Raw genomic sequence first — 22508 nt, 5'->3', positions numbered from 1 at the left:
AGCCCCGCCGCCAGGCCCTTCGAGGAGCCACGCGCCGGCGCCAAGCCGCCCACGGCCCGCGCACCCGGCGCGGCGCCGAAAGCACCCTGAGACACCGGCGGCAAGCCAGGCAGACACCTACGGCCCGCAGCCCCGGCGGGCGCTGAAAGAACCCTCAAGTGCCAGCGCCGCAGCCCGGCAGGACGCCTACAGCCCGCAGCGCCGCGCGGCGGGGTCGGAGCCCTCAGGCTCCGGCGCTCAGCCGGGTGAGGATCGCGGCCGCAGGGTCGTCCGTGGCGTGCCGGTAGCCGGTGCCGGCCCACAGGTGCAAGGGCTCCGGGTCGCCGGCGGCTGCCGCTGCCCGGCGGATCGGGCGCGTCAGGTGGTGCAGCGCCGGGTAGCCGAGCGGCGCCGCCTCGCTGTAGCGGTCGGTGAAGGTATTGCGCAGCCCGCGCGCCGGGCGACCCGTGAAAGCGCGGGTAACCACAGTCTGCGTCCGCCGCGGGTCAACCAGCGCAGCGCGGTGTGGCGCAGCGGTGCCGGCCTCTCTAGCCCGCAGCAATGCCGTCCCGACCGCGACCAGCGACGCACCCGCACCAAGCGCCGCGGTGACATCCGCGGCCGTGCCGACCCCGCCGGCCGCGAGCACCGGCAGGGAGACCGCCGCCGAGACGGCCGCCACGAGCGACGGCAGCGCTACCTCGGGCACGGGCACCTCAGGAGTGAACGTCCCCGAATGACCGCCGGCGCCAGACGCCTGGACAACCAGCACGTCCATGCCGGCCGAGGCCGCCGCGCGGGCCTCGGCCACCGACGTCACCGTCTGCGCCAGCAGCGCGCCGGTCGACCGCAACAGAGCCACGTCGGCGGTCGGTGGCAGGCCGAACGTGAAGCTGATCAGCGGCACCTGGTGGGCGCGCAGCACGTCGACCTTCGCCGACCAGTCGTCGTCGTCTTCGACCGGGGTGGCCGGCAGCGGCACGCCGAAACGGGTCGCCTCGGCGTCGAGCAGCAGCGCGTAGTCGCGGTAGGCGGTGGGGTCGACCGCGACCGGGTTGGGCGCGAACAGGTTGACGCCGAACGGCACCCCCGCCGCGGCGACCGTCGCGAGGTCGGCCGCGAACGCCGCCGCCGGCTGGTAGCCGGCCGCCACGAAGCCGAAGGAGCCCGCCCGGCCGGCGGCGATCGCCAGGTCGGGTGTGCCGGCGCCGCCGGCCATCGGCGCCGCGATCACCGGGAGCGCGGCGCCGAGGAGCGGCGGGCTCACCAGGTGGTCGGTTTGACGGGCTGGTAGAGCCAGGTGTCGAAGAAAGCGTCCAACTGCTGGCCGCCGCGCTTCTCGGCCAGCTTCACGAAGTCGGCGGTGGTGACGTTGCCGTTGCGGTTCTTGGCATACCAGTCGCGGAGCAGACCGAAGAACGCCCGGTCGCCGATCTTGACCCGCAGGGCCTGCAGCGTCATCGCGCCGCGGTCGTAGACCGCGCTGCCGAACATGAACTCCGGGCCGCCGACGTTGGCCGGCGGGCGGCGCCAGAAGCTGCTCGTGGCCGAGCGGGCGAACGAGGCGTCGAACGCCTGCTGCGCGGTCTCGCCGCCGTGCTTCTCCGCGTAGATCCACTCGGAGAACGCCGCGAAGCCCTCGTTGAGCCAGATGTCCTGCCAGGAGGTCAGGCTGATGCTGTCGCCGAACCACTGGTGGGAGATCTCGTGGACCACGGTGGACGCGTCGGGGGTCTGGTCGTATTGCGACTTGGTCTGCGACTCGAGCGCGTAGCCCACCTCGGGCGCGTTGTCGACGACGCCGCCGCCGCTGCTGAACGGGTAGGGACCGTAGAGGCCGGAGAAGAAGGTGATCACCTCGGCCTCGGCGCCGAGGAGGTCGAACGCGCCCTTCGGCACCTCGGCCGGGTCGACCGCGTGGTAGAGCGGGATCTTGCCGACCTTGCTGACCCGCAGCTCGAACACGCCGTTGGTCGCGGTCGCGAGGTAGGTCGCCATCGGCGAGTCTTCCCGCCACCGCCAGGTGGTCTTGCCCTTGTGGTCGCGCTTGGAGACCAGCCTGCCGTTGCCGATCGCGGTGATCCCCTTGGGCACGGTGATCGCGATGTCGTAGGTCGCCTTGTCGCGCGGGTTGTCGTTGGCCGGGAACCAGCCCGGCGAACCCTGCGGCTCGTTGACCACGAACGCGCCGTCTCCGGTGGTCACCCAGCCCTCGCTGCTGCCGTCGGGGTCGATCACCTCGGTCGGCTCGCCCGCGTAGTCGACCCGCACGGTGAACGACCGACCGGCGCGCAGCGTGTGCTTGGGCGTGATGACCAGCTCCTGGCCGTCACGGGTGAACCGGGCCGGGGCCCCGTCGACCCGCAGCGAGCTGATGGCGAAGCCGCGCAGGTCGAGGTCGAACCGGCTCAAATTCTGGGTGGCCCGCGCGGTGATCACGGCGCTGCCGCCGAGGTGGTTGTCGGCGCGCGTGTAGTCGAGGTCGAGCGAGTAGTGCTTGACGTCGTAGCCCCCGTTGCCGGCGAGCGGGAAGTAAGGGTCGCCCAGGCCGGGCGAACCGACCGTCGAGCCGCCGGTGGCGGCGGCCGGCGTGGCGATCGCGAGCGTCGTCAGCGCGGCTAGCACGCCGGTCGCGGCGCGTCGTGACAGGACAGACGGCACGGGCGGCCTCCTCGTGAGAACGACAAGCACGGCGATCCTCGCACCGCCCACCGACAAATTCCAGCGTGGAAGATCAACCGGTCGGGTCGGCCGGCCACGCGTGCCGTGGATACCGGCCCCGCAGCTCGGCCCTGACCTGCGGATAGCCGGTGCGCCAGAAGGACGCGAGGTCACGGGTCACCGCCACCGGCCGTCCGGCCGGCGAAAGCAGATGCAGCAGCACGGGTACGCGGCCCCCGGCCACCGTCGGCGTGTCCCGCCAGCCGAACGCCTCCTGCACCTTCAACGCCACCACCGGCGCCTCGGGATCGCTGTAGTCGACCCGCAACCGCCGCTCCCCCGGCCCCTCGACCCGCTCCGGCGCCACCTGCTCCAGCCGCCCCGCGATCTGCCACGGCAACAAGCGGCGCAGCGCGCCGGTGACGTCGATCCGGGCCAGGTCGGCGCGCCGCCGCGCGGCGGCCAGGTCCGGCCCGAGCCAGGTCGCGGCGTTGTCGAGCAGCGCAGCGTCACTGACGTCTGGCCACGGCTCACCGAGCGCCTGCCGGCAGAACGCGAGCCGTTCCCGCAACGCCACCGCACCCCGACCCCAGCGCAGCAGGCCGAGGCCCTCCCGGCGCAGCCCGTCGAGCAGCGCGGCAGCGACCAGCGCCGGCGACGGTGTTGACAGTGGACGTTCGACCAGCGGCACGGCGCCCAGCCGCTCCACCCGGCGGGCCACCACGTCACCGCCGGACCAGGCGACCTCCTCCTCGGTGGTAAGCAGCGCGGCGCCGGCCTCCCGCGCGGTCGCCTCGTCGATGATCACGGCGGCGCGGACCCGGGCGGAGGCGCGCCCCGGCGGCCGGTCCGCGGACGCCACGGCCAGCCACTCGGCCCCCGCCAGCGCCGAACCCGGCGCGAGCTCCGCCGCGGTCCCACCACTCATCAGGTACGCCGTAGCGCCGGCACCCCGCGCCCGCGCCAACCGCTCGGGGTAGGCCAGCCCGACCACCAGCCCCGCGGCGAGGTCGTCGGTCAGCCGTGGCCCCCGCGAAGCGCGCACGCTGCCGAGGTCGGCGCGCAGGCGGCGTACCCCCTGTTGAAAGGAACTGTCACCGCGGACCCGCCGCCAACCGGCGACCAGGTCGTCGGAAAGGCTCTCCTGGTCGAGCAGGGCGACCACCTCCGCGGCCCGGTCAGCGCCGACCACCGCCGCGCCGTCGAGCAGCGCCCGGGCCAGTCGCGGGTGGGTGCCCACCCCGGCGATCCGCCGCCCACGCTCGGTGACCCGGCCCGCGTCGTCGACCGCGCCCAGCGCCCGCAGTGTCTCGGTCGCGACCGTCATCGGGCCGGCCGGTGGCGGATCCGGCAGGGCCAGGCCCTGGCCGCCCGGCGCACCCCACATCGCGAGGTCGAGCGCGAAGCCGGTCAAGTCGGCGGCGGCGATCTCCGGCTCGGGGCGGGCCGGCAGCCGGTCCTGCGCGGCCTGCGACCAGCAACGGTAGACGGTGCCGGGCGCCTCCCGGCCGGCCCGGCCGGCGCGCTGCTCGGCGGCGGCCTTCGAGACCGGCACGGTGACCAGCGCACCGAGCCCGCGGGCGTAGTCGGTGCGGGGCACCCGGGCCAGCCCGGCGTCGACCACGACCCGCACGCCGGGCACGGTGAGGCTGCTCTCCGCGACCGCCGTGGCCAGCACCACCCGCCGCGCGGCCGACGACCGGAGCACGGCGTCCTGCTCGGCCGCGTCCTGCCGGCCCAGCAGCGGGTGCACCGGCAGGTCGCGGAGCCGCTCGGCGACCCGGTTGATCTCCCCGGCGCCGGGCAGGAAGACCAGGATGTCGCCGTCCCGCTCGCGGAACGCCCGGCGCGTCGTCGCGGCGACGTGGTCGAGCAGTCGCGGGTCGACCCGCAACCCGTGCGGCGGGTCGACCTTCGGCGGCGGCGCCCAGATCACCTCGACCGGGTGCAGCGCGTCGTCGGCGGTGACGGTCGGGCCGAGCAGCGCACCCAGCCGGGCCGTGTCGGCGGTCGCCGAGGTGGCCAGCAACCGCAGGTCGGGCCGCAGGTTGGCGCGCACGTCGACGCAGAACGCCAGGGCCAGGTCGGAGTCGAGGTGCCGCTCGTGGCACTCGTCGAGGATCACCGTGTCGACGCCGTCGAGCGCCGGGTCGTGCTGCATGCGGCGGACCAGCAACCCGGTGGTGACGACCTCGACCCGGGTCAGCGGGCCGGTGCGGCGCTCGCCCCGAACGGCGTAACCGACCCGCTCGCCCACCCGCTCCCCGACCAGCGCGGCCATCCGCCGCGCCGCCGCCCGGGTGGCCAAGCGGCGCGGCTCGGCGACGAGCACGCGCCCGTGCCCGGCCAGGTCGAGCGGCACCAGCGTGGTCTTGCCGGTGCCGGGCGGGGCCACCAGCAGTGCGCTGCCGTGCCCGTCCAGCGCCGCGCGCACCTGGGGCAGCACGCGGCGGATCGGCAGGTCGGGTTCGTCAGGCAGCACCGCACCATGATGTCGGGCAGCCGACGGTGATCGCGCGGTGACCCGCTACTCTGCCGACTGTGGACGGTCGACGACTAGCGCTGGTGGTCGCGACCAGCGACTACCAGGACACCGAGCTGCGCCGGCTGCGGGCGCCGGCCCAGGACGCGGCTGAGCTGGTCGAGGTGCTCGGCGACGCCACGATCGGCGGGTTCACCGTCACCCCGGTGCTCGACGGCACCAAGCGCGACGTGGAGATCGCGCTCGAGACGTTCCTCACCGCCTGCCGCCCCGACGACTTCGCCCTGGTCTACCTGTCCTGTCACGGGCTGCTCGACGCGCGCGGGCAGCTCTGGTTCGCCGCCGGCGACACGTTCAAGAACCTCCTCGGCGCCACCGCGGTCGAGGCGCAATGGCTCCAGAAGCGGCTGGAGAACTGTCGGGCCACCCGCCAGATCGTGCTGCTCGACTGCTGTTTCAGCGGCGCCTACGTGAAGGGTGGCAAGGGCGCGGCCGACGTCGGCGTGGAGACGCTGCACGGCGGCGGGCGCGGGCATGTGGTGCTGACCGCGTCACGGGCCACCGAATACTCCTACGAGGGCGAGCCGGTCGACGGTGGCGCGCTGGCCGGGTCAGTGTTCACCACGGCGCTCGTGCACGGGCTGCGCACCGGCGAGGCCGACCTCGACAACGACGGCGTGATCACCACGGACGAGGCCTACGACTACGTCAACGGCTACCTGCGGGCGGTCGGCGCGAACCAGACGCCGACCCACACCGTCGTCGGCGGCGTGGGCAGGATCCAGTTGGCCCGCAGCCCGGTCGGGGTGCGGCCGGTGGTCGTGCCGGCCCAGTCCACCGTCCAGGTCGTCGCCGAGGCCGCCGAGATCATGGCCGTGGCACCCGCGCCGGTCGCGGCGTCGGGACCGGCCCCGGTGATACCGGTCGACGGCCCGGCCGGTGAACTGGCCACCCTCCGCGCTATCCGCCGGGTTCTCGACGACCCGGCCGCGCTGGAGACCGTGCTCCGTGAGCGCCCGGTCGCCGACGTGGTCAAGGTCATCGCCGCCGTCCGTGCCACCGGCCTCGCCGGCCGGGCCGCCGATGTGCTGCGGGTCGCGGCGGCCGTCCGGCCGGTCGACGACATCGGCGCGCTCGTCGGCGCGACCCGCGGCGGCTCACACCCGGCCGACGCCGACGTGCTCCTGGCCGCCATAGGCACCAGCCGCCAGCTCACCGACGTGGTCCGGCTGTGCAGCGACCCCGAGCGGCTCGACGTCGGTGCCGACATCGTGCTCGGCCTGGCCGCCCGCACCCGTCCGGTCACCGAGGTCCGCCCGCTGGCCCGGCTGCTCCCGCTGGAGCGCGGCCAATACGTGCTCCACGAGTTCGGCAAGGTCCGCAGCGGCGCCGAGATCGCCGAGCTGTTCGCCGGCGCGTCGAGCGCGGCCGTGTTGTCGGTGCTCGACGGCGTCCGCCGCCGGCCCGCGGCCGAGTTCGGGGTCGTGGTCAAGGCGCTGCGCGACGCCGGCGACGACGTGACCGCCGACCGGGTGCTCGGCTGGGTCGACGCGCTCCCGGTCGGTGAGATCGTCGAGCTGGTCGACGGGTTGCGCGCGGCCGGCGCCGGCGACGACGCCGACACTGTGTTGCAGTGGGCCGGCTGGCGGCTGCGGCCGCCGCTGGTAGCGGCCCTGATCGCGGCGCTGCACGCCGCCGGTCACACCGAGTCGGTCGGCGCGGTGGTGCGAGCGGCGGAGTCGCGGCCGCTCGACGACCTCTACGAGATGCTCCGCGCGGCGGTGTCGACCCACGCCGACCACTCCGGCCCGGTGCTCGAGCTGGCCGCGCGCCGATCGCCCGACGAGCTGGCCACGCTGCTCAAGCGCCTCGAGCCGACCGGGTCCCGGGGGTTCGTCGAAGCCCGGACCCGCACCGCCAACGCCCTCGTCGCCACGGTGGCCCAGCCCAACGAGATCGAACGACTGCTCGCGCTGATGCAGGCGGCCGGTTCGGCGCCGGTCGTCGCGCGGCTCGCCACCACGGTCGCGGCCGCGCCGGTCGAGACCGTCAACCGGTTCGTGCGCGGGCTCGTCGACGCGGGCCACACCGACGCGGCCACGGGAATGATCCGCGAGGCCGCCGACCGTCCGTGGGGCGAGATCGCCAACCTGGTCGCCGCGCTGGCCACCGATCCTCCGGAGGCGCTGGTGGAGGTGCTCGTCACGGCCACCGCCAGGTTTCCCCAGGACAAGCTGTCGGCGGTGCTCGCCGGCCTCTACCGGGTGAACGCGATGACCATCGTGGACCATTTCCTGCACGCGGTGCCGGTGGTGCGCTGGCACCAGGTCGCACCCGTCGCCGGGCAGACACCGGGATACGCGATCCGGATGCACGAGTTGCGGAACCGGGCCGCCGCCGCATGGCGATCGGGAAGGCGAAAGGCTTTCCTGCGCTGGGTCGCGGTCGGCACGGGCATCGTGGCGCTGGCCGCCGCGACGCTGTTCCTGGCCGCCTCCGTGACGCGGGTGTTCGGCGACACGCGGTTCGGCGCGGGCGACTGGGCCGCGTGGGGAATCACCACCCTGATCGCGGGCCTGTTCATCTGGGGGATCGTCGCCATCATCGTCAACGTCACCGAGGGCTCCGACGGCGAGGTGATCGGCGTCGTCACGGTGTGGGTGACTCTCGCCGCGGCAGTGGCCGGTGTCGTCCTTGGCCGGCTCGCGCCGCCGATCGCCGCCGCCGCCACCCACGTACGCGACTGGTTGGCCTGGAACTTCTAGTCGAGCGTGACCCGCAGGACGGTCGCGGTGACCCGGGTGCGGTCGTCGTAGCCGCCGGTGACCAGGACCGACCCGTCCGGCAACGGCGCCACGGCCGGATACTGCCGCTCCACCTCGCCACGGGCCACCGATCGGAAGCGGCCCGCGGCATACACCTCGACCCCGAAACCGCCCGCGACCGCGACCCGGCCGTCCGGCAGGGTGAGCACCGCGTCGGAGATCTTGTAGCGCGGCTCCGCCATCGGCGCGTCGCCGGTGAACCGGCCGGTGCGCGGGTCGAACAGCAGCGTCGTGGCCAGCCGAGCGTCCGGATCGTCGGCGGTCTGGCCACCGACCACCAGAGCCCGCCCGTCCGGCAAGGGCGCCACCGCGAGCTTGTAGGCGGGCTCCGGCAACCGGCCCGGCACCCGATCCCAGGCGTCCCGGACCGGGTCGTAGAGCAGCGCGGTGTCCAGCAGGGCCACGCCGTGCGCGGTGCCGGCCTGGCCACCGACGACCAGCACCCGGCCGTCGGCGAGCAGCGCGGCGCCGTGCCGCGACCGCGCACCCGGCATCGGTGCGACCGCGGTGAAACCCACCCCGTCGAACACCTCCGCCGACGCCAGCGCCGCCCGTCCGGAGACCCCGCCGACGAGCAGCACGCGGCCGTCGCGGAGCCGGGTCGCGGTGTGGTTGCCGCGCCGCGTCGTCATCGGGGGCACCGGCTCGAACCGCTCGCCGGTGAAGACCTCCGCGGTCGCGCTCGGCGGCGCCGCCTCGTCCGGGAACCCGCCGGCCACCAGCACCCGCCCGTCGCCGAGCGCGGTGGCCGTGTGGTTGAACCGGGGCCCGGACAGCGCCGGACCAGCGACGAAACGGCCGCCGACGAAGAGCTCGGACGGCACCGCGAGCCGCGTACCCCCGCATCCGTCCAAAGCGCACCCACCGACCACCAGCACCCGCCCGTCGGGCAGCGCCGTCGCGGTGTGCGCGGCCCGCGCGACCCGCATCACCGTGGCGGCAACCGGCGGCGGTGTGACTGGCCCGGCGCAGCCGGCCAGAAGCAGGAAGACCCCGAGCGTGACACGCCTCATGCGGGGTACGAGTCCCCAGCGTGTTCCCAGGTTCATACCGGGCGGTGCACAGCCGATTCCCACCGTGGCGCGCTACCTTGCACGTCATGGACGAGAACCGCGCCCGCCGGGTGGTCGACGCGTTGCGTGACCGTGGTGTCCCGGCTCACCTGGCACAGGCCAACGTCGGCCGGTCCGAGACCGGCGTCCGGGTGGTCCTCCCCGGAGACCGCGAGGCATTCTGGGACACCGACGGCACCGCCGGGCTCGAAGCGCAGGTGATGCGCGACGGCATGCTGGTCGGTTTCGTGCCGGCGATCCCGGGCTCCGAAGACTTCACCGAGGCCCAGGTGATCGACACGATCGCGAACACCGACTACGAGCAGCCGGTGGCCCGCCGGGCGACCCGACCGGTGGCGGCCGCACCGGCGCTGCCCCGCGAGGGCGGCTTCTTCCGGCGGATGCGCGACGGGTTCCGCGAGCGCTGATATTCGCAGCCGTGGCAGAAAGCACCTGGCAGACTGGTCCGTCATGAGCCGGGAGACGCCGCGGAAACTGATCGCTTCCAACAAGCGGGCCCGGCACGAATACGAGATCCTCAAGACCTACGAGGCCGGGCTCGTGCTGCTCGGCACCGAGGTCAAGTCGCTCAGGCTCGGGCACGCCTCGCTGGTCGACGCGTTCGCCCAGGAGCGCGACGGTGAGCTGCATCTCTACGGCCTGCACATCGCCGAATACGGGATCCACGGCTTCTCGCCGCACGGCCCCCGGCGGATCCGCAAGCTGCTGCTGCACCGGGCCGAGATCGACCGGATCCTCGACAGGATCCGCGAGCCGGGCCTGAGCCTGATCCCGCTGGCGCTCTACTTCGACAACGGCTGGGCCAAGGTCGAGCTCGGGATCGGCCGGGGCCTGCGGTCCTACGACAAGCGCCAGGTGCTCGCGCAACGCGACGCCGACCGGGAGATCGCCCGCGCGTTCGGCCGCCACCTGAAGGGCCGCCGCACCGCCGGTAGGTGACCCGGCTCTCGTTGCTTGAACAGACAGGTCTGTCTAACGTTGGCTACGCACTAGACAGACAGGTCTATTCAGGGAGTTGTCGTGAGTACCCTCACCGTCGACGATCGGCCGGCAACACCCTCCGGCACCGTCAGGCGCTTCCGCCTCGGCCGCACCGGCTCGCTGGTGCTGCTCGCCTCGATCGTCGTGTCGCTGCTGGCCGCGTCCAGCGCGCCGACCCCGCTCTACGCGACCTACCAGGCCGAGTGGGGCTTCTCCCCGATGACCACGACGGTCGTCTTCGGCGTGTACGCGGTCGCGGTGCTGGTTGCTGGTCGCCCTGCTGATCTTCGGCCGCCTCTCCGACCACCTCGGCCGCCGCCCGGTGCTCCTGGTGGCCCTGCTCGTCCAGGCCGCCGCCCTGGTCGGCTTCGTGTTCGCCGGCGGCGTGCCCGAACTGCTCGCCGCCCGCGTCGTCCAGGGCCTGGCCACCGGCGCCGCACTGTCCGCCCTCGGCGCCGGCATGCTCGACGTCGACCGGACCCGCGGCACCACCGCCAACGCGGTCGCGCCCGGCATCGGCACCGGCGGCGGCGCCCTGCTCTCCGCCCTGGTCGTGCAATTCCTCCCGGCACCGACCCACCTGATCTACCTCGTGCTGCTGGTCGTGCTCGGCATCCAGGCCGTCGGCGTCGCGCTGATGCCCGAGACGGTCTCCCGCGCACCCGGCGCCCGGCACTCGCTGATCCCGGAGATCCGGCTACCCCGCCACGTCCGCGGTCCGGTCATGATCGCGGCGCCGGTGCTGTTCGCGGTCTGGGCGCTGGCCGGCTTCTACGCCTCACTCGGCCCGGCGCTGCTCCGCGGCCTGGCCGGATCCAGCTCCGCGGTCTACGGCGGCCTCGGCCTGTTCGTGCTCGCCGCCGTCGCCGCCCTGTCCGTGCTGGCCGTCGACAAGCGACCGGCGCACACCGCGCTCGCCGTCGGCATCGTCGGCCTGATCGTCGGCGTGGCCGGCACCCTGGTCGCCATCTCCGCCGGCTCGGCCGTGGCGTTCCTGATCGCGACCGGCGTCGCCGGCATCGGTTTCGGCAGCGGCTTCCAGGGCGCGATCCGGCTCGTCGTGCCGCTGGTCGCCGCGCACGAACGGGCCGGCGTGCTGGCCCTGCTCTACGTGGTCTGCTACCTCGGCCTCGGCCTGCCCGCGGTGGTCGCCGGCTTCCTGGTCGTGCACGCCGGCGGCCTGACCGACACCGCCCGCGAGTACGGCGTGGCCGTGATCGTGCTCGCCGCACTCGCCGGCGCCGGCCTGCTCCGGCGCCGCACGCCCCGGCTCGCGAACGTACGATGACGCAACCCGGCGGAAGGGCGGTGGGTTAGATGGCGACGCGAGCGTCAGCACGTGAGCGGCTGCTGTCCGCGGCCGACGAACTGTTCTACCGCGACGGCGTGCACGTGGTCGGCATCGACCGGGTGATCGAGCACGCCGGCGTCGCGAAGGCCTCGCTCTACAACACCTTCGGCAGCAAAGACGAGCTGATCCGGGCCTACCTAGAGGGCCGGCACGCGGCGATCGAGAAGCGGGTGACCGAGGGCCTGGTGGCCTACCCGACGCCGCGCGAGAAGATCCTCGGCGTCTTCGACATCCAGGGCGCCCGCTTCGCCGCGCCCGACTACCGCGGCTGCCCGTTCATGTCCGCCACCGCCGAGGCCCCGGCCGGCACGGCGGCGGTCGCCGCGGCCGACGCCTACCGCGCCTGGGTCCGTGCGCTGTTCACCGACCTGGCCGCACAGGCCGGCGCCGCCGACCCGGTCACGCTGGGCCAGCAGCTACAGATGATCTACGACGGCGTCGCCATCTCCGTCCGGATGGACCGCACGCCGATCGCGGCCCTGGCCACCGGCCGCACGACGGCGACCGCCCTGCTCGACGCGGTGCTCGGCCCTAACCGGTAAAACGCAGCCAGGTGTACGGGCGGGGCTGCGGCGCGTTCCACTCGTCCTGCAACTCCTGGGCGACGTCGGCGAACCCCGCGGCGCGGTAGGCCGCGAGCGCCACGACGTTGTCGGGCCGCACGCGCAGGAACACGTCGTCGAACCCGGCCCGCCCGGCCAGCGCCGCGGCCAGGGCCTTACCTACGCCGCGCCCCCGCTCCCCCGGCGCGACGAGCAGCCTGGCCAGCTCGGCCTCGTCTTCCTCGTCGTCGGCCCAGACCTCGCCGTAGCCGACCGGCCGGCCTCCGTCGAGCAGCAGGTAGGCGGCGACATCGTCCTGCGTGGACCAGCCGGCGACCACGTCGGGCGGGAACGGATGCTCGGCGCGCGAGCACCACCGGTCGGCCTCGTCGGCCGACAGCACCCACCCGGCGACCAGGGCGGCCCGGTCGACGGTGAACGGCACCAACGTGAACGACATGATGCCGTCGAGTGTGACAAAGTTCCGCCGCTCTCGGCCAGCCGGCCGCGACGGCGTACAACCGGGTCATGGAGCTTGTCGACATCGTGCTCGCGGACCCCGACGATGCGGGTGCCCGGGCCGAACTGGCCCGCGATCCCGTCGCGGTCGCGGCACATCTCGGGCGGCTGCTCGACGCCGGCGTGCTGGAGCCGCCGACTCTCTACCGGCACGCGAGCGACGAGATCCGCCGCCGGCTGGTCGCCGCCGTCGACCTGGGTGCGCCGGACCGGCCGCTGCGCTCCTACCTGGACGCGCTGGCCTGTGCCGGCGGGCCGATCGCGGAGGCAGCCTTCCGGCGCTGGCGCGACGAGACACCGCCCCACGTCGGTGACGGCTACGACTTCGCGATCGACCGGCACGGAGCGGCGGCTTGACCGGTGTGGCGCCGACTCGTGAGGCTGGCCTGGTGACTGACGACGATCCTTACCGGCTGGGCCGCTTCGTGGAGGCGCAGACCGGCGTCTACGACCGCGCGCTGGCCGAACTGCGTGCCGGACTCAAGCGCAGCCACTGGATGTGGTTCGTCTTCCCACAGATCGCCGGGCTGGGGCGCAGTTCGATGGCGCAGGCGTACGCGATCTCCGGGCTCGACGAGGCCCGCGCCTACCTCGACCACCCGGTGCTCGGCCCGCGCCTGCTGGAGTGCGCCACCGCCCTGGTCGAGGGCGACGAGGCCGACGAAGAGCGGATCTTCGGCCCGGTCGACGCGATGAAGCTGCGCTCGTCGATGACGCTGTTCACCCATGCGGCGCCGGCCGAGTTGGCGTTCCGCGCGGTCCTCGGCCGGTTCTACGGTGGCGTCGAGGACGACGCCACCTTGGCCCGGCTCAGCTAGGGTTTCAGGCGGACAGCGCCGCACCGACCACGCCGCGGGCCTCCTCCTGGATGCGGGCCAGGTGCTCGGGCCCGCGGAAGGACTCGGCGTAGATCTTGTAGACGTCTTCGGTGCCGGACGGGCGCGCGGCGAACCAGCCGTTCTCGGTGCTCACCTTGAGGCCGCCGATCGCCGCGCCGTTGCCGGGCGCCGCGGTCAGGATCTCGGTGATCGGCTCGCCGGCCAGCGACGTCGCGGTCACCTGCGACGGCGACAGCTTGCCGAGCACCGCCTTCTGCTCGCGGGTGGCCGGCGCGTCGACCCGCGCGTAGGCCGGGTCGCCGAACCGCGCCACCAGGTCGGCGTGGTGCTGCGACGGGGTACGCCCGGTCTTGGCGATGATCTCCGACGCCAGCAGGTTGAGGATGATGCCGTCCTTGTCGGTCGTCCACACACCACCGTCACGGCGCAGGAACGAGGCGCCGGCGCTCTCTTCGCCGCCGAAGCCGACCGAGCCGTCGAGCAGGCCGGGCACGAACCACTTGAAGCCGACCGGCACCTCGAGCAGCCGGCGGCCGAGGTCGGCGGCGACCCGGTCGATCAGCGACGACGAGACCAGCGTCTTGCCGATCGCGGCGTCGGCGGGCCAGCCCTCCCGGTTGCGGAAGAGGTAGTCGATCGCGACCGCGAGGTAGTGGTTGGGGTTCATCAGGCCGGCGTCGGGCGTGACCACACCGTGGCGGTCGGCGTCGGCGTCGTTGCCGCTCGCGACCTGATACTGATCCCGCTTCGCGATCAAGGACGCCATCGCGTACGGGGATGAGCAGTCCATCCGGATCTTGCCGTCCCAGTCGAGCGTCATGAACGCGAATCGCGGGTCGACGGCCGGGTTGACCACGGTCAGGTCGAGCCCGTGCTTCTCGGCGATCTCGGCCCAGTAGCCGACGCTCGCACCGCCCAGCGGGTCGGCGCCGATCCGCACACCGGCGTCGCGGATCGCCACGATGTCGACGACCGACGGCAAGTCGTCTACATAGGACGCGGTGAAGTCGAACTCCTGCGTCGTCTCCGCCGCGCGGGCCCGGCCGTATGGCATCCGGCGTACACCCGAAAGCTTCTCGCGGAGCAACTCGTTGGCCCGGTCCTGGATCCAGGTCGTGGCGTCGGTGTCGGCCGGCCCACCGTGCGGCGGGTTGTATTTGAAGCCACCGTCGTCGGGCGGGTTGTGCGAGGGCGTCACCACGACCCCGTCGGCGCGGGCCGCCGGGCCGCGCTTGTTGTAGCTGAGGATCGCGTGCGAGACCGACGGCGTCGGGGTGAACCCGTCGCGGTTGTCGATCAGGACGGTGACCCCGTTGGCGGCGAACACCTCGAGCGCGGTCTGGGTCGCCGGCTCGGAGAGCGCGTGCGTGTCACGGCCGAGGAACAGCGGCCCGTTGGTGCCCTGCGCGGCGCGGTATTCGACGATCGCCTGGCTGGTCGCCGCGATGTGGTCGTCGTTGAACGCCTTCTTCAGGCTCGCACCACGATGGCCCGAGGTGCCGAACGCGACCCGCTCGGACGCGACCGACGGATCCGGGTGCAGGTCGTGGTAGGCGGCGAGGACGGCGTTGACATCGATCAGGTCGCCGGGCTCAGCCGGCTGCCCGGCGCGGGGGTTGTTGGACACGCCCCGCATCGTAACGCCGGCCCGGGCACCCGGCTTGGATCTACTGCCCGACCCGGCCGTCGATGCGCTCACGCAGGAAGTCGGCGTGACCCATGTGCCGCGCGTACTCCTCGATCATGTGGATCAGCACGCTGCGCAGGTTGCCGCCGTCCTTGCCGACGATCTCCAGGTTCGGAGCATCCGCGACGTAACGCTCCGCGAACGCGACCTGCTCGCGCCACGTGCGCCAGGCCTCGTCGACCATCGCCGGGTCGGGTTCGACGTCCCATTCGGTGTGGCCGTCGGAACGGAACAGTCTGGGTTGGTCTTCGCGGGCGAAGAAGACGCGGAACCAGTAGTGCTCTACGCCGGCCAGGTGCCGGATCAGCCCGAGCAGCGACATGTCGGACGGTGGGACGGAGCGGGTGGCGAGCTGCTCGGCGTGGAGGCCGGCACATTTCAGCTCGAGCGTCAGGCGGTAGTCGCTCAGGTAGCCGACGAGGTTCTCACGCTCGCTGACCAGCAGCTTGTCGGAGCGAGGGTCTTCGTCAGGGCTGACGAACATGTTGCTCCACCCGAACCGACGCTCTGCCATGCCGGGCAGACTAGCCGCCCGGCATGGCAGGGTTCGCGGGCGGTGAGGCCCGCCCGGCCGGTGCTGTCAGGCCCGTCCGGCCCGTCAGCCTGTCAGGCCCGTCAGGCCCGTCAGGCCGCCACGCCCGTCAGGCCGCCACGCCCGTCAGGCAGCCACGCCCGTCAGGCCGCCACGCCCGTCAGGCCGTTAGGCCGACCGCCTCCGTCGCTGGCGTGCGCAACGCCCGGCGGGCCGTGCCGATGCTGGCGGTCATCGTCAGCACGACGGCGACCACGGCGATCGCCGGCCAGATCAGGGCCGGCGCGTCCGGGACCAGCCGGTCGGTGCGGGCGATCGTGAACGGCAGGATGGTCGCCAGCGACGCGAGCGAGCCGAACAGCACGCCGGTGAAGGCCAGCACCGCGCTCTCCGCACCGACCATCCGGCGCACCTGGCCGGGCGTGGCACCGGTCAGCCGCTGCTGGCCGAACTCGCGCCGCCGGTAGGTGGTCGCCGCGACCAGCGTGTTGACCAGCATGATGGCCGCGAACAGCGCGAGCATGCCGACGACGACCAGGTTGAGCGTCTCGATGTTGCGTTCCATCGACGCCGGGATCGTGCCGCCGTCGTCGGTGGCCCGGTTCTCCACGCTCTGCATCACCAGCGTGCCCAGCGAGATGCCGGTGAACAGGATGATCGGCATCAGCGCGCCGGCCATCTGCTGCGAGCGCCGTCGCAGGTTGGCGACGGTCAGGTAGCCGCTCGCGCCGCCGAAGCGGGTCAGCGGGACGGCCAGCACCGCGGTCACGCCCCGGATCAGCACCGGCGACAGCAGCGCCAGCCCGGCCGACACCCAGATCGAGGCCTGACCGGCGGTCTGCATCGCGTCGGAACCCGCGCCGGAGAAGAGCAGCACGGTCAGCAGGCCGCAGTTCACCCCCGCGGCGACGAGCAGCCAGCCGAACGTGACCCGCTTCCAGCCCATCCGCCGGGGCTCGTCGGCGACGAGCTGCTGCGCGGCCGGCCGGGCGATCCGCCGGGTGGTGACCAGCGTGGCGAGCAGCGCACCCACGACGGTCACCCCGACGCCGATGCCGACTGCGATGACGCCGAACCGGTAGGCCACCCCCGCGGCGACCTGTTCGGTCTCGACGAGGAGGCGGAACAGCAGCCGACCGAGGCCGTAGCCGGCCGGAATCGCCACCACCGCCGCGACGAACGCGACCACCGCGGCCTCGACCACGATCATCCGGCCGACCTGGGCCGGTGTCGCGCCGATGCTGCGCAGCAGCGCCATCTCCCGGTCACGCTGGCGGGCGGCGAGGGTCAGCGTCGAGGCGACCGCGAACGCCACGATCACCAGGCACCAGCCGCCGGCCACGCTCGCCATCAGGGTCAGCGTCTCCCGCGTCGCCGGGTCGACGCCGGCCGCCGCCGTGTCGAGCAGCGACGCGAACGCCATCAGGATCGTGGCACCGAGGAACGTGGCGGCGAAGGTGGCCAGGAAGCCGCCGGTGCGGTGCCGCAGCGTGCGCAGCGCGAGCGTGACCATCGCTCACACCCCCACCAGCGCTCGCCGGGCGGCCTCATCGGCGAGGTGGGTCATCCGCTCGGCGACGGCGTCCGCGGTGGGTCGCGCCAGTTCGCCGACGACCCGGCCATCGGCCAGGAAGATCACCGAGTCGGCGTACGCGGCCGCCGCTGGATCGTGGGTGACCATGACGACGGTCTGACCCTGCTGCCGCACGGCGGACGCCAGCAGCGCCAGCACCTCCCGGGCGGAGCGGGTGTCGAGGGCGCCGGTCGGCTCGTCGGCGAAGATCAGCGCAGGCGAACTGGCCAGCGCCCGGGCGATCGCGACCCGCTGCTGCTGCCCACCGGAGAGCTGCGCGGGCCGGTGCTGCATGCGGTCGCCGAGCCCGACCTGGGCGAGCAGCGCGGCGCACCGCTTCTTGTCAATCTTGCGGCCGGCGAGGCGCAGCGGCAGCGTGACGTTCTCGAGGGCGGTCAGCGTGGGCAGCAGGTTGAACTGCTGGAAGACGAAGCCGATCCGGTCGCGCCGGAACCGGGTGACAGCGGCCTCGCTGCCCTTCGGAATCGGTTGGCCGGCGATCGCCACGGTGCCCTCGGTGGGCCGGTCGAGGCCGGCGGCGCACTGCAACAGTGTGCTCTTGCCGGAACCGGACGGACCCATGATCGCGGTGAAGGTGCTCGTCAGCAGGCGCAGCGACACGCCGTCGAGTGCGGTGACCGGGTTGTCGGCAGTCCCGTAGACCTTGCGAACAGAGTCGAGGCGAAGCGCCTCGCGGGCATCGATCGAGTTCATGTGGATGACGCTAGGGATCCGCGCGGCGGCACTGAATCCCAAAGACCCCCGAAGCCGGGGTGGGGCCAGCACTACCGGTTACGGTGATCGTCGTGCGGGTGATGACGTGGAACCTCTGGTGGCGGTTCGGCGAGCCGGAACGCCGACGGCCGGCAATCCTGGCGGTGCTGCGCGAGCAACAGCCCGACGTGGTCTGCCTCCAGGAGGTATGGGCCGACGCCGACGAGAACCTGGCCGGCTGGCTGGCCGGCGAACTCGGCCTGCACTGGGCGTTCGGCGCGGCCAGCGACCAGGAGACCTGGCGCGTCCGCGTCGACGGCGGCCAGGACCTACGCAACGGCGTCGCGGTCCTGAGCCGCTGGCCGATCCGCGCCGACAAGACCTACGACCTACCCGGCGACAGCAGCCGGGCAGCGTTGAGCGTCCTGGTCGACGCTCCACACGCGACAATCGCGGTGGTGACCGCACACCTGAGCGTCCTGTCCGGCTCGGCCGGCCGCTCGGCCCAGCTGGACTGGCTGGCCCGGCACATAGCAGGCCTACCGGCTGACGAGCACCCACCGCTGGCGATCGGCGACTTCAACGCACTGCCCGACTCAGACGAAATGCGCCGCTTCGCCGGCGCACTGACCGTGCCATCAGTGCCAGGCCAGGTAATGCTTGACGCCTGGCTATATGCCAACCCGTCCGACCCAGGCTTCACCTGGGACAGAGCCAACCCCCACGCGGCAGCGTGGGTAGCACCAAGCGGCCGCATCGACTACATCCACGTGCTCCAAAGCCCCCACCGCGCCGGCCGAGTCCTCAACGTCCACCGCGCCGGCACAGCCCCAATCGACGGCATCTGGCCCACCGACCACGCCGCCGTGGTGGCCGACCTCAGCGACTAGGCAACAGGTCCTCGCTCGCGTGAGCCGGACACCCGGCGGTCCTCGCTCGCGTGAGCCGGACACCCGGCGGTTCGCGGTTCGCGGTTCGCGGTTCGCGGTTCGCGGTTCGCGGTTCGCGGTTCGCGGTTCGCGGTTCGCGGTTCGCGGTTCGCGGTTCGCGGTTCGCGGTTCGCGGTTCGCGGTTCGCGGTTCGCGGTTCGCGGTTCGCGGTTCGCGGTTCGCGGTTCGCGGTTCGCGGTTCGCGGTTCGCGGTTCGCGGTTCGCGGTTCCAATACCTGGGCAAGACCGGCGCAAGCTGCAGGATATTGCGGCGGTCGCTTCTGGCCCGGTCTCAACCGCATCTGCGCGGACCGCGCAGATGCGGCGGACCGCGGGGATGCGGAGCGCGGAGGGCGAAGGCGCGCGAAGCGCGAAGGCGCGCGAAGCGCGGAGGGCCGCGGAGGGCGGAGGGCGCGCGAAGCGCGGAGGCGCGCGGAGGGCGGAGGGCGCGCGAAGCGCGGGCGCGCTGAGCGCGGCGCGCCAGACGCCGGACGCCGGACGCCGGACGCCGGAGGCCGATCTGATTGGGGATCTCCGTGGATCGTTGCTGGCAATGACGACGCATTCTTCGCTCGGCGCGAGGGTCCATCTTGGTGGGCCTGATCGATGCCTTCGCAGCCGGCCGCGAAACTCCCTTTGCCGGCCGTCCGAATTGGTCGGCCGCGGCCTTACTCGGAACTTCGGCGTGTTTCACGCCATCCGCTAAAGCACATCTCACGCCCATGCGATCGACGCCCCCACGGCCGACTGCGAGGACACCGTTTCCTGCGGGCCGAATTAGTCGGTCGCGGCCGCCAATCCGGCCTTCGGTCAATTTCCCGCCGGCCGCCACAGCACACCTCACGCCCGCGCGATCGACACCCTCACGGCCAACTGCGAGGACACACTTGCCTGCGGCCCGGGTTGGTAGGTCGTGTTCTCTGTGCTGCGCGAGCGCTGATGATGTCCGACTACGTCTGGGCTCGCGGTCAGGCTCAACGGCCCGGATGGGCGGCGGCGATAGCGAGACGACAGGCGGAGAAGAAGGCACCGGATGGTATTCGGTGGCGGTCGGTGTGCGGAGGTCGCAATCAGCGCCGCGGATGCGGCGGAGGCGCTCCGCGTGGCGGCGGGTCAAGCCCCACGCGCGATGGCGCTGATGCTTGCGACGGAACTCCTCACCCGCGGGCGAGTAATTGCGGGAGGCGGTGCGGTCGCGCATGGCGGCGAGCTCTGTCGTGCTGAAGAATTGGAGCTGCCGCATGCATCAATTGTCTCCGATCCCAGGCGGGAAATCTGCCCCGCGCGGGGCATTCGATTATGCAAAGTCAGACAAAGAAAGCCGCTCGCGGCGCGGGCCGCGAGCAAGCAAGACTGAAGAACTAAGCGAGCCGCGCTGCCAAATCGAGGAATTGGCGGCGCTGTGCCGCGGTCAATGGCGCAAGGAACTCGTCCTGGACGCCGGCGATGACCTTGTCGAGGTCGACCAGCAGAGCGAGACCAGCGGCGGTGATCGTGACGATGTTGCGGCGCTTGTGGTCGGGATCCACTGAGCGCTCGACCAGCTCGCGCGACTCGAGTTCGGTCAAGGCCGCCGTTACGTCGCTGCGGTCGATTCCTGTCGAACGGCCCAGGTCGGCCTGGCTTGCCGGGCCCCACTCCTCCAGCGCGGCCAGCAGTCGGTAGTGATAGCTGCGCAGCCCAGCCCCATGGGTCTCGAACGCCGCGGCCAGCAAGCCGGATGACCGCGCGTAGGCGCGGCTGACCAGCCAGGTCGCCCGGCCCTGGAGTCGCGTGGGCGTGCGGCCCGGGTCGTGTGGAGGCGTCGGCACCCGGCAAGCCTAACAGTTGTTGGTCGCCCCAACACTTGCTATGTTGGCAGGGCCAACATTGGTGAGACCAACACTGGAGTTCACCGTGACAACTGTTCCCCAACCATTGACGCTGCGGGCCTGGCGCGGCCGGCGGGTCCTCGCGCTGCTCTGCGCCGTGGCGTTCCTCGACTTCGTCGACGCGTCGATCACCAACGTGGCGCTGCCGCACATCATGAGCGACCTGGGTTTCTCGGTGCAGAGCCTGCAGTGGGTGCCGTCGGCCTACCTGCTGACCTACGGCGGGTTCATGCTGCTGGGTGGTCGGCTCGCCGACCTGCTCGGCCGGCGTGACGTGCTGCTCGCCGGCACCGTGCTGCTCGGGCTCTCCTCGCTCGCCGGCGGCCTCGCCACGAACACCGGGCTGTTCGTCGCCGCCCGGCTCGTGCAAGGGCTCGGTGCCGCGCTGATGTTGCCTGCCGCACTGTCCACCCTGACCACCAGTTTCACCACCTCGAAGGACCGGCACTCGGCGCTCGGCGTCTGGGCCGCCGTGGCCGGGCTCGCCTCCGCCGTCGGGATCCTGCTCGGCGGCGTGCTCACCGAAGGGCTGGGCTGGCGGTGGGTCATGTTCGTCAACCCGATCGCCTGCGTACTCGTCATCCCGGCGGTCCTGGCGCTCCTGCCGCGCGACCTGCCCGCCGCCCGAACGGCACGCTTCGACCTGCTCGGCAGCGTCGTGGTCACCGGCGGCACGCTGCTGCTGGTCTACGCCCTCATCAAGGCACCCGACCAGGGGTGGGGCGCGACCCGCACCTGGCTCGAACTGGCCGGTGCCGCGGTGCTGCTCGGTTCCTTCGTTCTCATCGAACGCTCAGCACGGGACCCGATCCTGCCCCTGAACATCTTCCGGGTCCCAGGACTGGCGGCGGCCAACCTGACTGGGCTGATCGGGTTCGCCGGCATGCTCTCGATGTTCTACTTCCTGACCCTCTACATGCAGACCGTCCTGGGCTACTCCGCCATCGCCGCGGGCGCCGCCTACCTGCCGCTCACCGTGGGTGTCGGCATCGGCGCGGGGATCGGCGCCAAGCTGCTGACCAAGGTTGGCAGCCGCGCGGTGATCTGCACCGGCGCCCTCGTCGCGGCGGCCGGCCTGTTCCTGCTGAGCCAGGTCCCGGTCGACGGTGGCTATCTCGGCCACATCCTGCCCGGCCTGCTCCTGGTGGCCTTCGGCGTCGGGCCCGTGTTCGTCGGCGTGACCAGCGCCGCGAACGCCGGCGTGGGCCCGAGCCGGGCCGGACTCGCCGCCGCGATCCTCAACTCGTCGCAGCAGATCGGCGGGGCACTGGGGCTCGCGATCTTCTCCGCCGTCGGTGCGGCCCGCACCCACCACCTGCTCGCGACGGGCGGCAGCGCGTCCATCGCCACCACGTCCGGGCTGGGCTACGCCCTCGGCGCCGGTGCTGCCGTCACCGTCGCCGCCGCTCTCGTCGCGCTCGCGACCGTCAACACCCGTGAAGGAGAGTCACCCATGAACAAGCCCGAACGCGTCCTCATCGTCGGCCGTAGCCCCAGCGTGCTCGTCGACGCCGTCGACATCCTGCGCGCCGACGGCTACACCGCCAACGCGACCAACCAGTTCGACCGGGTCCTCGACGACTACGACGTCACGGATCTCGACGTGCTCGTCTTCGGCGGCCATGGTCCCCGCCGACATCAAGGAACAACTCCGCGCCAAAGTCGACGCACTCAATCCCCAGGTGACCTTCGTGCAGGGCCTCGGCGGCATCGCCGGCCTCATCGCCGCCCAGGTGCGCGCCGCCACATCGCAGGAAACACAGGACGGCGTCAGCTACGACGAGGAGAAGCGCGAGGTGCGCCTCACGCTCGACACGCCCGCCACCGTCACGGTCGAGGCCTGGTGGGGCACGTCGTTCACGCCGCCGGAGCCGAAGAGCGCGTCGATGCGGGTCTTCGACGGGCAGCTCGACGCGGGATCGCACGCAGTCCCGCTCCCTGAGGAGGTGC

General features: G+C 72.7%; 19 protein-coding genes. 9 read left to right on the top strand and 10 right to left on the bottom strand.

Annotated features, from left to right (window positions below; genetic code table 11):
• Window positions 1-223: 223 nt before the first annotated feature.
• The 3 genes from DFJ67_RS31595 to hrpB form a co-directional block, all read right to left on the bottom strand.
• Window positions 224-1246 (bottom strand): NAD(P)H-dependent flavin oxidoreductase, encoded by a 1023-nt coding sequence (locus DFJ67_RS31595; protein WP_239097500.1) that lies wholly within the window; start codon window positions 1244-1246, stop codon window positions 224-226.
• Entirely contained in the window at window positions 1243-2640 is a 1398-nt protein-coding gene (locus DFJ67_RS31590) for a M1 family metallopeptidase (protein WP_116071774.1), read from the bottom strand. Before DFJ67_RS31590 ends, DFJ67_RS31595 begins: the two co-directional genes overlap by 4 nt.
• A 73-nt stretch (window positions 2641-2713) precedes the next feature.
• Window positions 2714-5122: an ATP-dependent helicase HrpB gene (hrpB, locus tag DFJ67_RS31585; RefSeq protein WP_116071772.1), complete on the bottom strand. Its 2409-nt coding sequence runs from the start codon at window positions 5120-5122 to the stop codon at window positions 2714-2716.
• A gap of 59 nt (window positions 5123-5181) precedes the next feature.
• Between hrpB and DFJ67_RS31580 the strand changes: the two genes are divergently transcribed.
• Entirely contained in the window at window positions 5182-7887 is a 2706-nt protein-coding gene (locus DFJ67_RS31580) for a caspase family protein (RefSeq protein WP_147315674.1), read from the top strand.
• Here DFJ67_RS31580 and DFJ67_RS31575 read toward each other — a convergent pair.
• Window positions 7884-8960 carry a Kelch repeat-containing protein gene (locus DFJ67_RS31575; RefSeq protein WP_170216072.1) on the bottom strand — a complete coding sequence of 359 codons (1077 nt, stop codon included), beginning with the start codon at window positions 8958-8960 and terminating at the stop codon, window positions 7884-7886. The genes DFJ67_RS31580 and DFJ67_RS31575 overlap by 4 nt on opposite strands.
• 86 nt (window positions 8961-9046) lie before the next feature.
• Here DFJ67_RS31575 and DFJ67_RS31570 point away from each other — a divergent pair, with 86 nt between their 5' ends.
• The 4 genes from DFJ67_RS31570 to DFJ67_RS31555 all read left to right on the top strand — a co-directional run bounded on the left by DFJ67_RS31570 (window position 9047) and on the right by DFJ67_RS31555 (window position 11894).
• Entirely contained in the window at window positions 9047-9427 is a 381-nt protein-coding gene (locus DFJ67_RS31570; RefSeq protein WP_116071766.1) for a hypothetical protein, read from the top strand.
• Between the two features lie 43 nt (window positions 9428-9470).
• Window positions 9471-9959 (top strand): SsrA-binding protein SmpB, encoded by a 489-nt coding sequence (gene smpB / locus DFJ67_RS31565; RefSeq protein WP_116071764.1) that lies wholly within the window; start codon window positions 9471-9473, stop codon window positions 9957-9959.
• Window positions 9960-10323: 364 nt separating this feature from the next.
• Window positions 10324-11289: an MFS transporter gene (locus tag DFJ67_RS31560; RefSeq protein ID WP_409362968.1), complete on the top strand. Its 966-nt coding sequence runs from the start codon at window positions 10324-10326 to the stop codon at window positions 11287-11289.
• Between the two features lie 29 nt (window positions 11290-11318).
• Window positions 11319-11894, top strand: coding sequence for a TetR/AcrR family transcriptional regulator (locus DFJ67_RS31555; protein ID WP_116071761.1), 576 nt, complete (start codon window positions 11319-11321; stop codon window positions 11892-11894).
• Here DFJ67_RS31555 and DFJ67_RS31550 read toward each other — a convergent pair.
• A complete protein-coding gene (locus DFJ67_RS31550; protein WP_116071759.1) occupies window positions 11884-12354 on the bottom strand; it encodes a GNAT family N-acetyltransferase in 471 nt (156 codons plus the stop codon). The genes DFJ67_RS31555 and DFJ67_RS31550 overlap by 11 nt on opposite strands.
• 68 nt (window positions 12355-12422) lie before the next feature.
• On the opposite strand from DFJ67_RS31550, the gene DFJ67_RS31545 reads away from it, so the two are divergent.
• The gene (locus DFJ67_RS31545; protein ID WP_116071757.1) at window positions 12423-12770 is read left to right on the top strand and encodes a hypothetical protein; all 348 of its coding nucleotides are present in this window, start codon (window positions 12423-12425) and stop codon (window positions 12768-12770) included.
• Window positions 12771-12802: 32 nt separating this feature from the next.
• Window positions 12803-13231 carry a DUF1810 domain-containing protein gene (locus DFJ67_RS31540; RefSeq protein WP_116076863.1) on the top strand — a complete coding sequence of 143 codons (429 nt, stop codon included), beginning with the start codon at window positions 12803-12805 and terminating at the stop codon, window positions 13229-13231.
• A 4-nt stretch (window positions 13232-13235) separates the two neighbouring features.
• Here the strand turns inward: DFJ67_RS31540 and pgm are convergent, their stop codons facing one another.
• From pgm to DFJ67_RS31520, 4 genes are all read right to left on the bottom strand, one after another.
• Window positions 13236-14888 (bottom strand): phosphoglucomutase (alpha-D-glucose-1,6-bisphosphate-dependent), encoded by a 1653-nt coding sequence (gene pgm / locus DFJ67_RS31535; RefSeq protein ID WP_116071755.1) that lies wholly within the window; start codon window positions 14886-14888, stop codon window positions 13236-13238.
• Between the two features lie 31 nt (window positions 14889-14919).
• Window positions 14920-15453 carry a DinB family protein gene (locus tag DFJ67_RS31530; RefSeq protein ID WP_203784159.1) on the bottom strand — a complete coding sequence of 178 codons (534 nt, stop codon included), beginning with the start codon at window positions 15451-15453 and terminating at the stop codon, window positions 14920-14922.
• 178 nt (window positions 15454-15631) lie between these two features.
• Window positions 15632-16984 (bottom strand): ABC transporter permease, encoded by a 1353-nt coding sequence (locus tag DFJ67_RS31525; RefSeq protein WP_116071751.1) that lies wholly within the window; start codon window positions 16982-16984, stop codon window positions 15632-15634.
• Window positions 16985-16987: 3 nt separating this feature from the next.
• The gene (locus DFJ67_RS31520) at window positions 16988-17758 is read right to left on the bottom strand and encodes an ABC transporter ATP-binding protein (RefSeq protein ID WP_116071749.1); all 771 of its coding nucleotides are present in this window, start codon (window positions 17756-17758) and stop codon (window positions 16988-16990) included.
• A 101-nt stretch (window positions 17759-17859) separates the two neighbouring features.
• Here DFJ67_RS31520 and DFJ67_RS31515 point away from each other — a divergent pair, with 101 nt between their 5' ends.
• Window positions 17860-18648 carry an endonuclease/exonuclease/phosphatase family protein gene (locus DFJ67_RS31515; RefSeq protein ID WP_239097502.1) on the top strand — a complete coding sequence of 263 codons (789 nt, stop codon included), beginning with the start codon at window positions 17860-17862 and terminating at the stop codon, window positions 18646-18648.
• A gap of 1400 nt (window positions 18649-20048) precedes the next feature.
• On the opposite strand, the gene DFJ67_RS31505 is transcribed toward DFJ67_RS31515, so the two are convergent.
• Window positions 20049-20498 (bottom strand): MarR family winged helix-turn-helix transcriptional regulator, encoded by a 450-nt coding sequence (locus DFJ67_RS31505; protein ID WP_116071745.1) that lies wholly within the window; start codon window positions 20496-20498, stop codon window positions 20049-20051.
• 85 nt (window positions 20499-20583) lie between these two features.
• On the opposite strand from DFJ67_RS31505, the gene DFJ67_RS31500 reads away from it, so the two are divergent.
• Complete coding sequence (locus tag DFJ67_RS31500; protein ID WP_244940445.1) at window positions 20584-22500, top strand: MFS transporter; 1917 nt, start codon at window positions 20584-20586, stop codon at window positions 22498-22500.
• Window positions 22501-22508 lie beyond the last annotated feature (8 nt).

Source organism: Asanoa ferruginea, assembly GCF_003387075.1.
GTDB lineage: Bacteria > Actinomycetota > Actinomycetes > Mycobacteriales > Micromonosporaceae > Asanoa > Asanoa ferruginea.
Note: the sequence above shows the minus strand (reverse complement) of the source record. Positions and strands in the feature narration are given on the sequence as shown.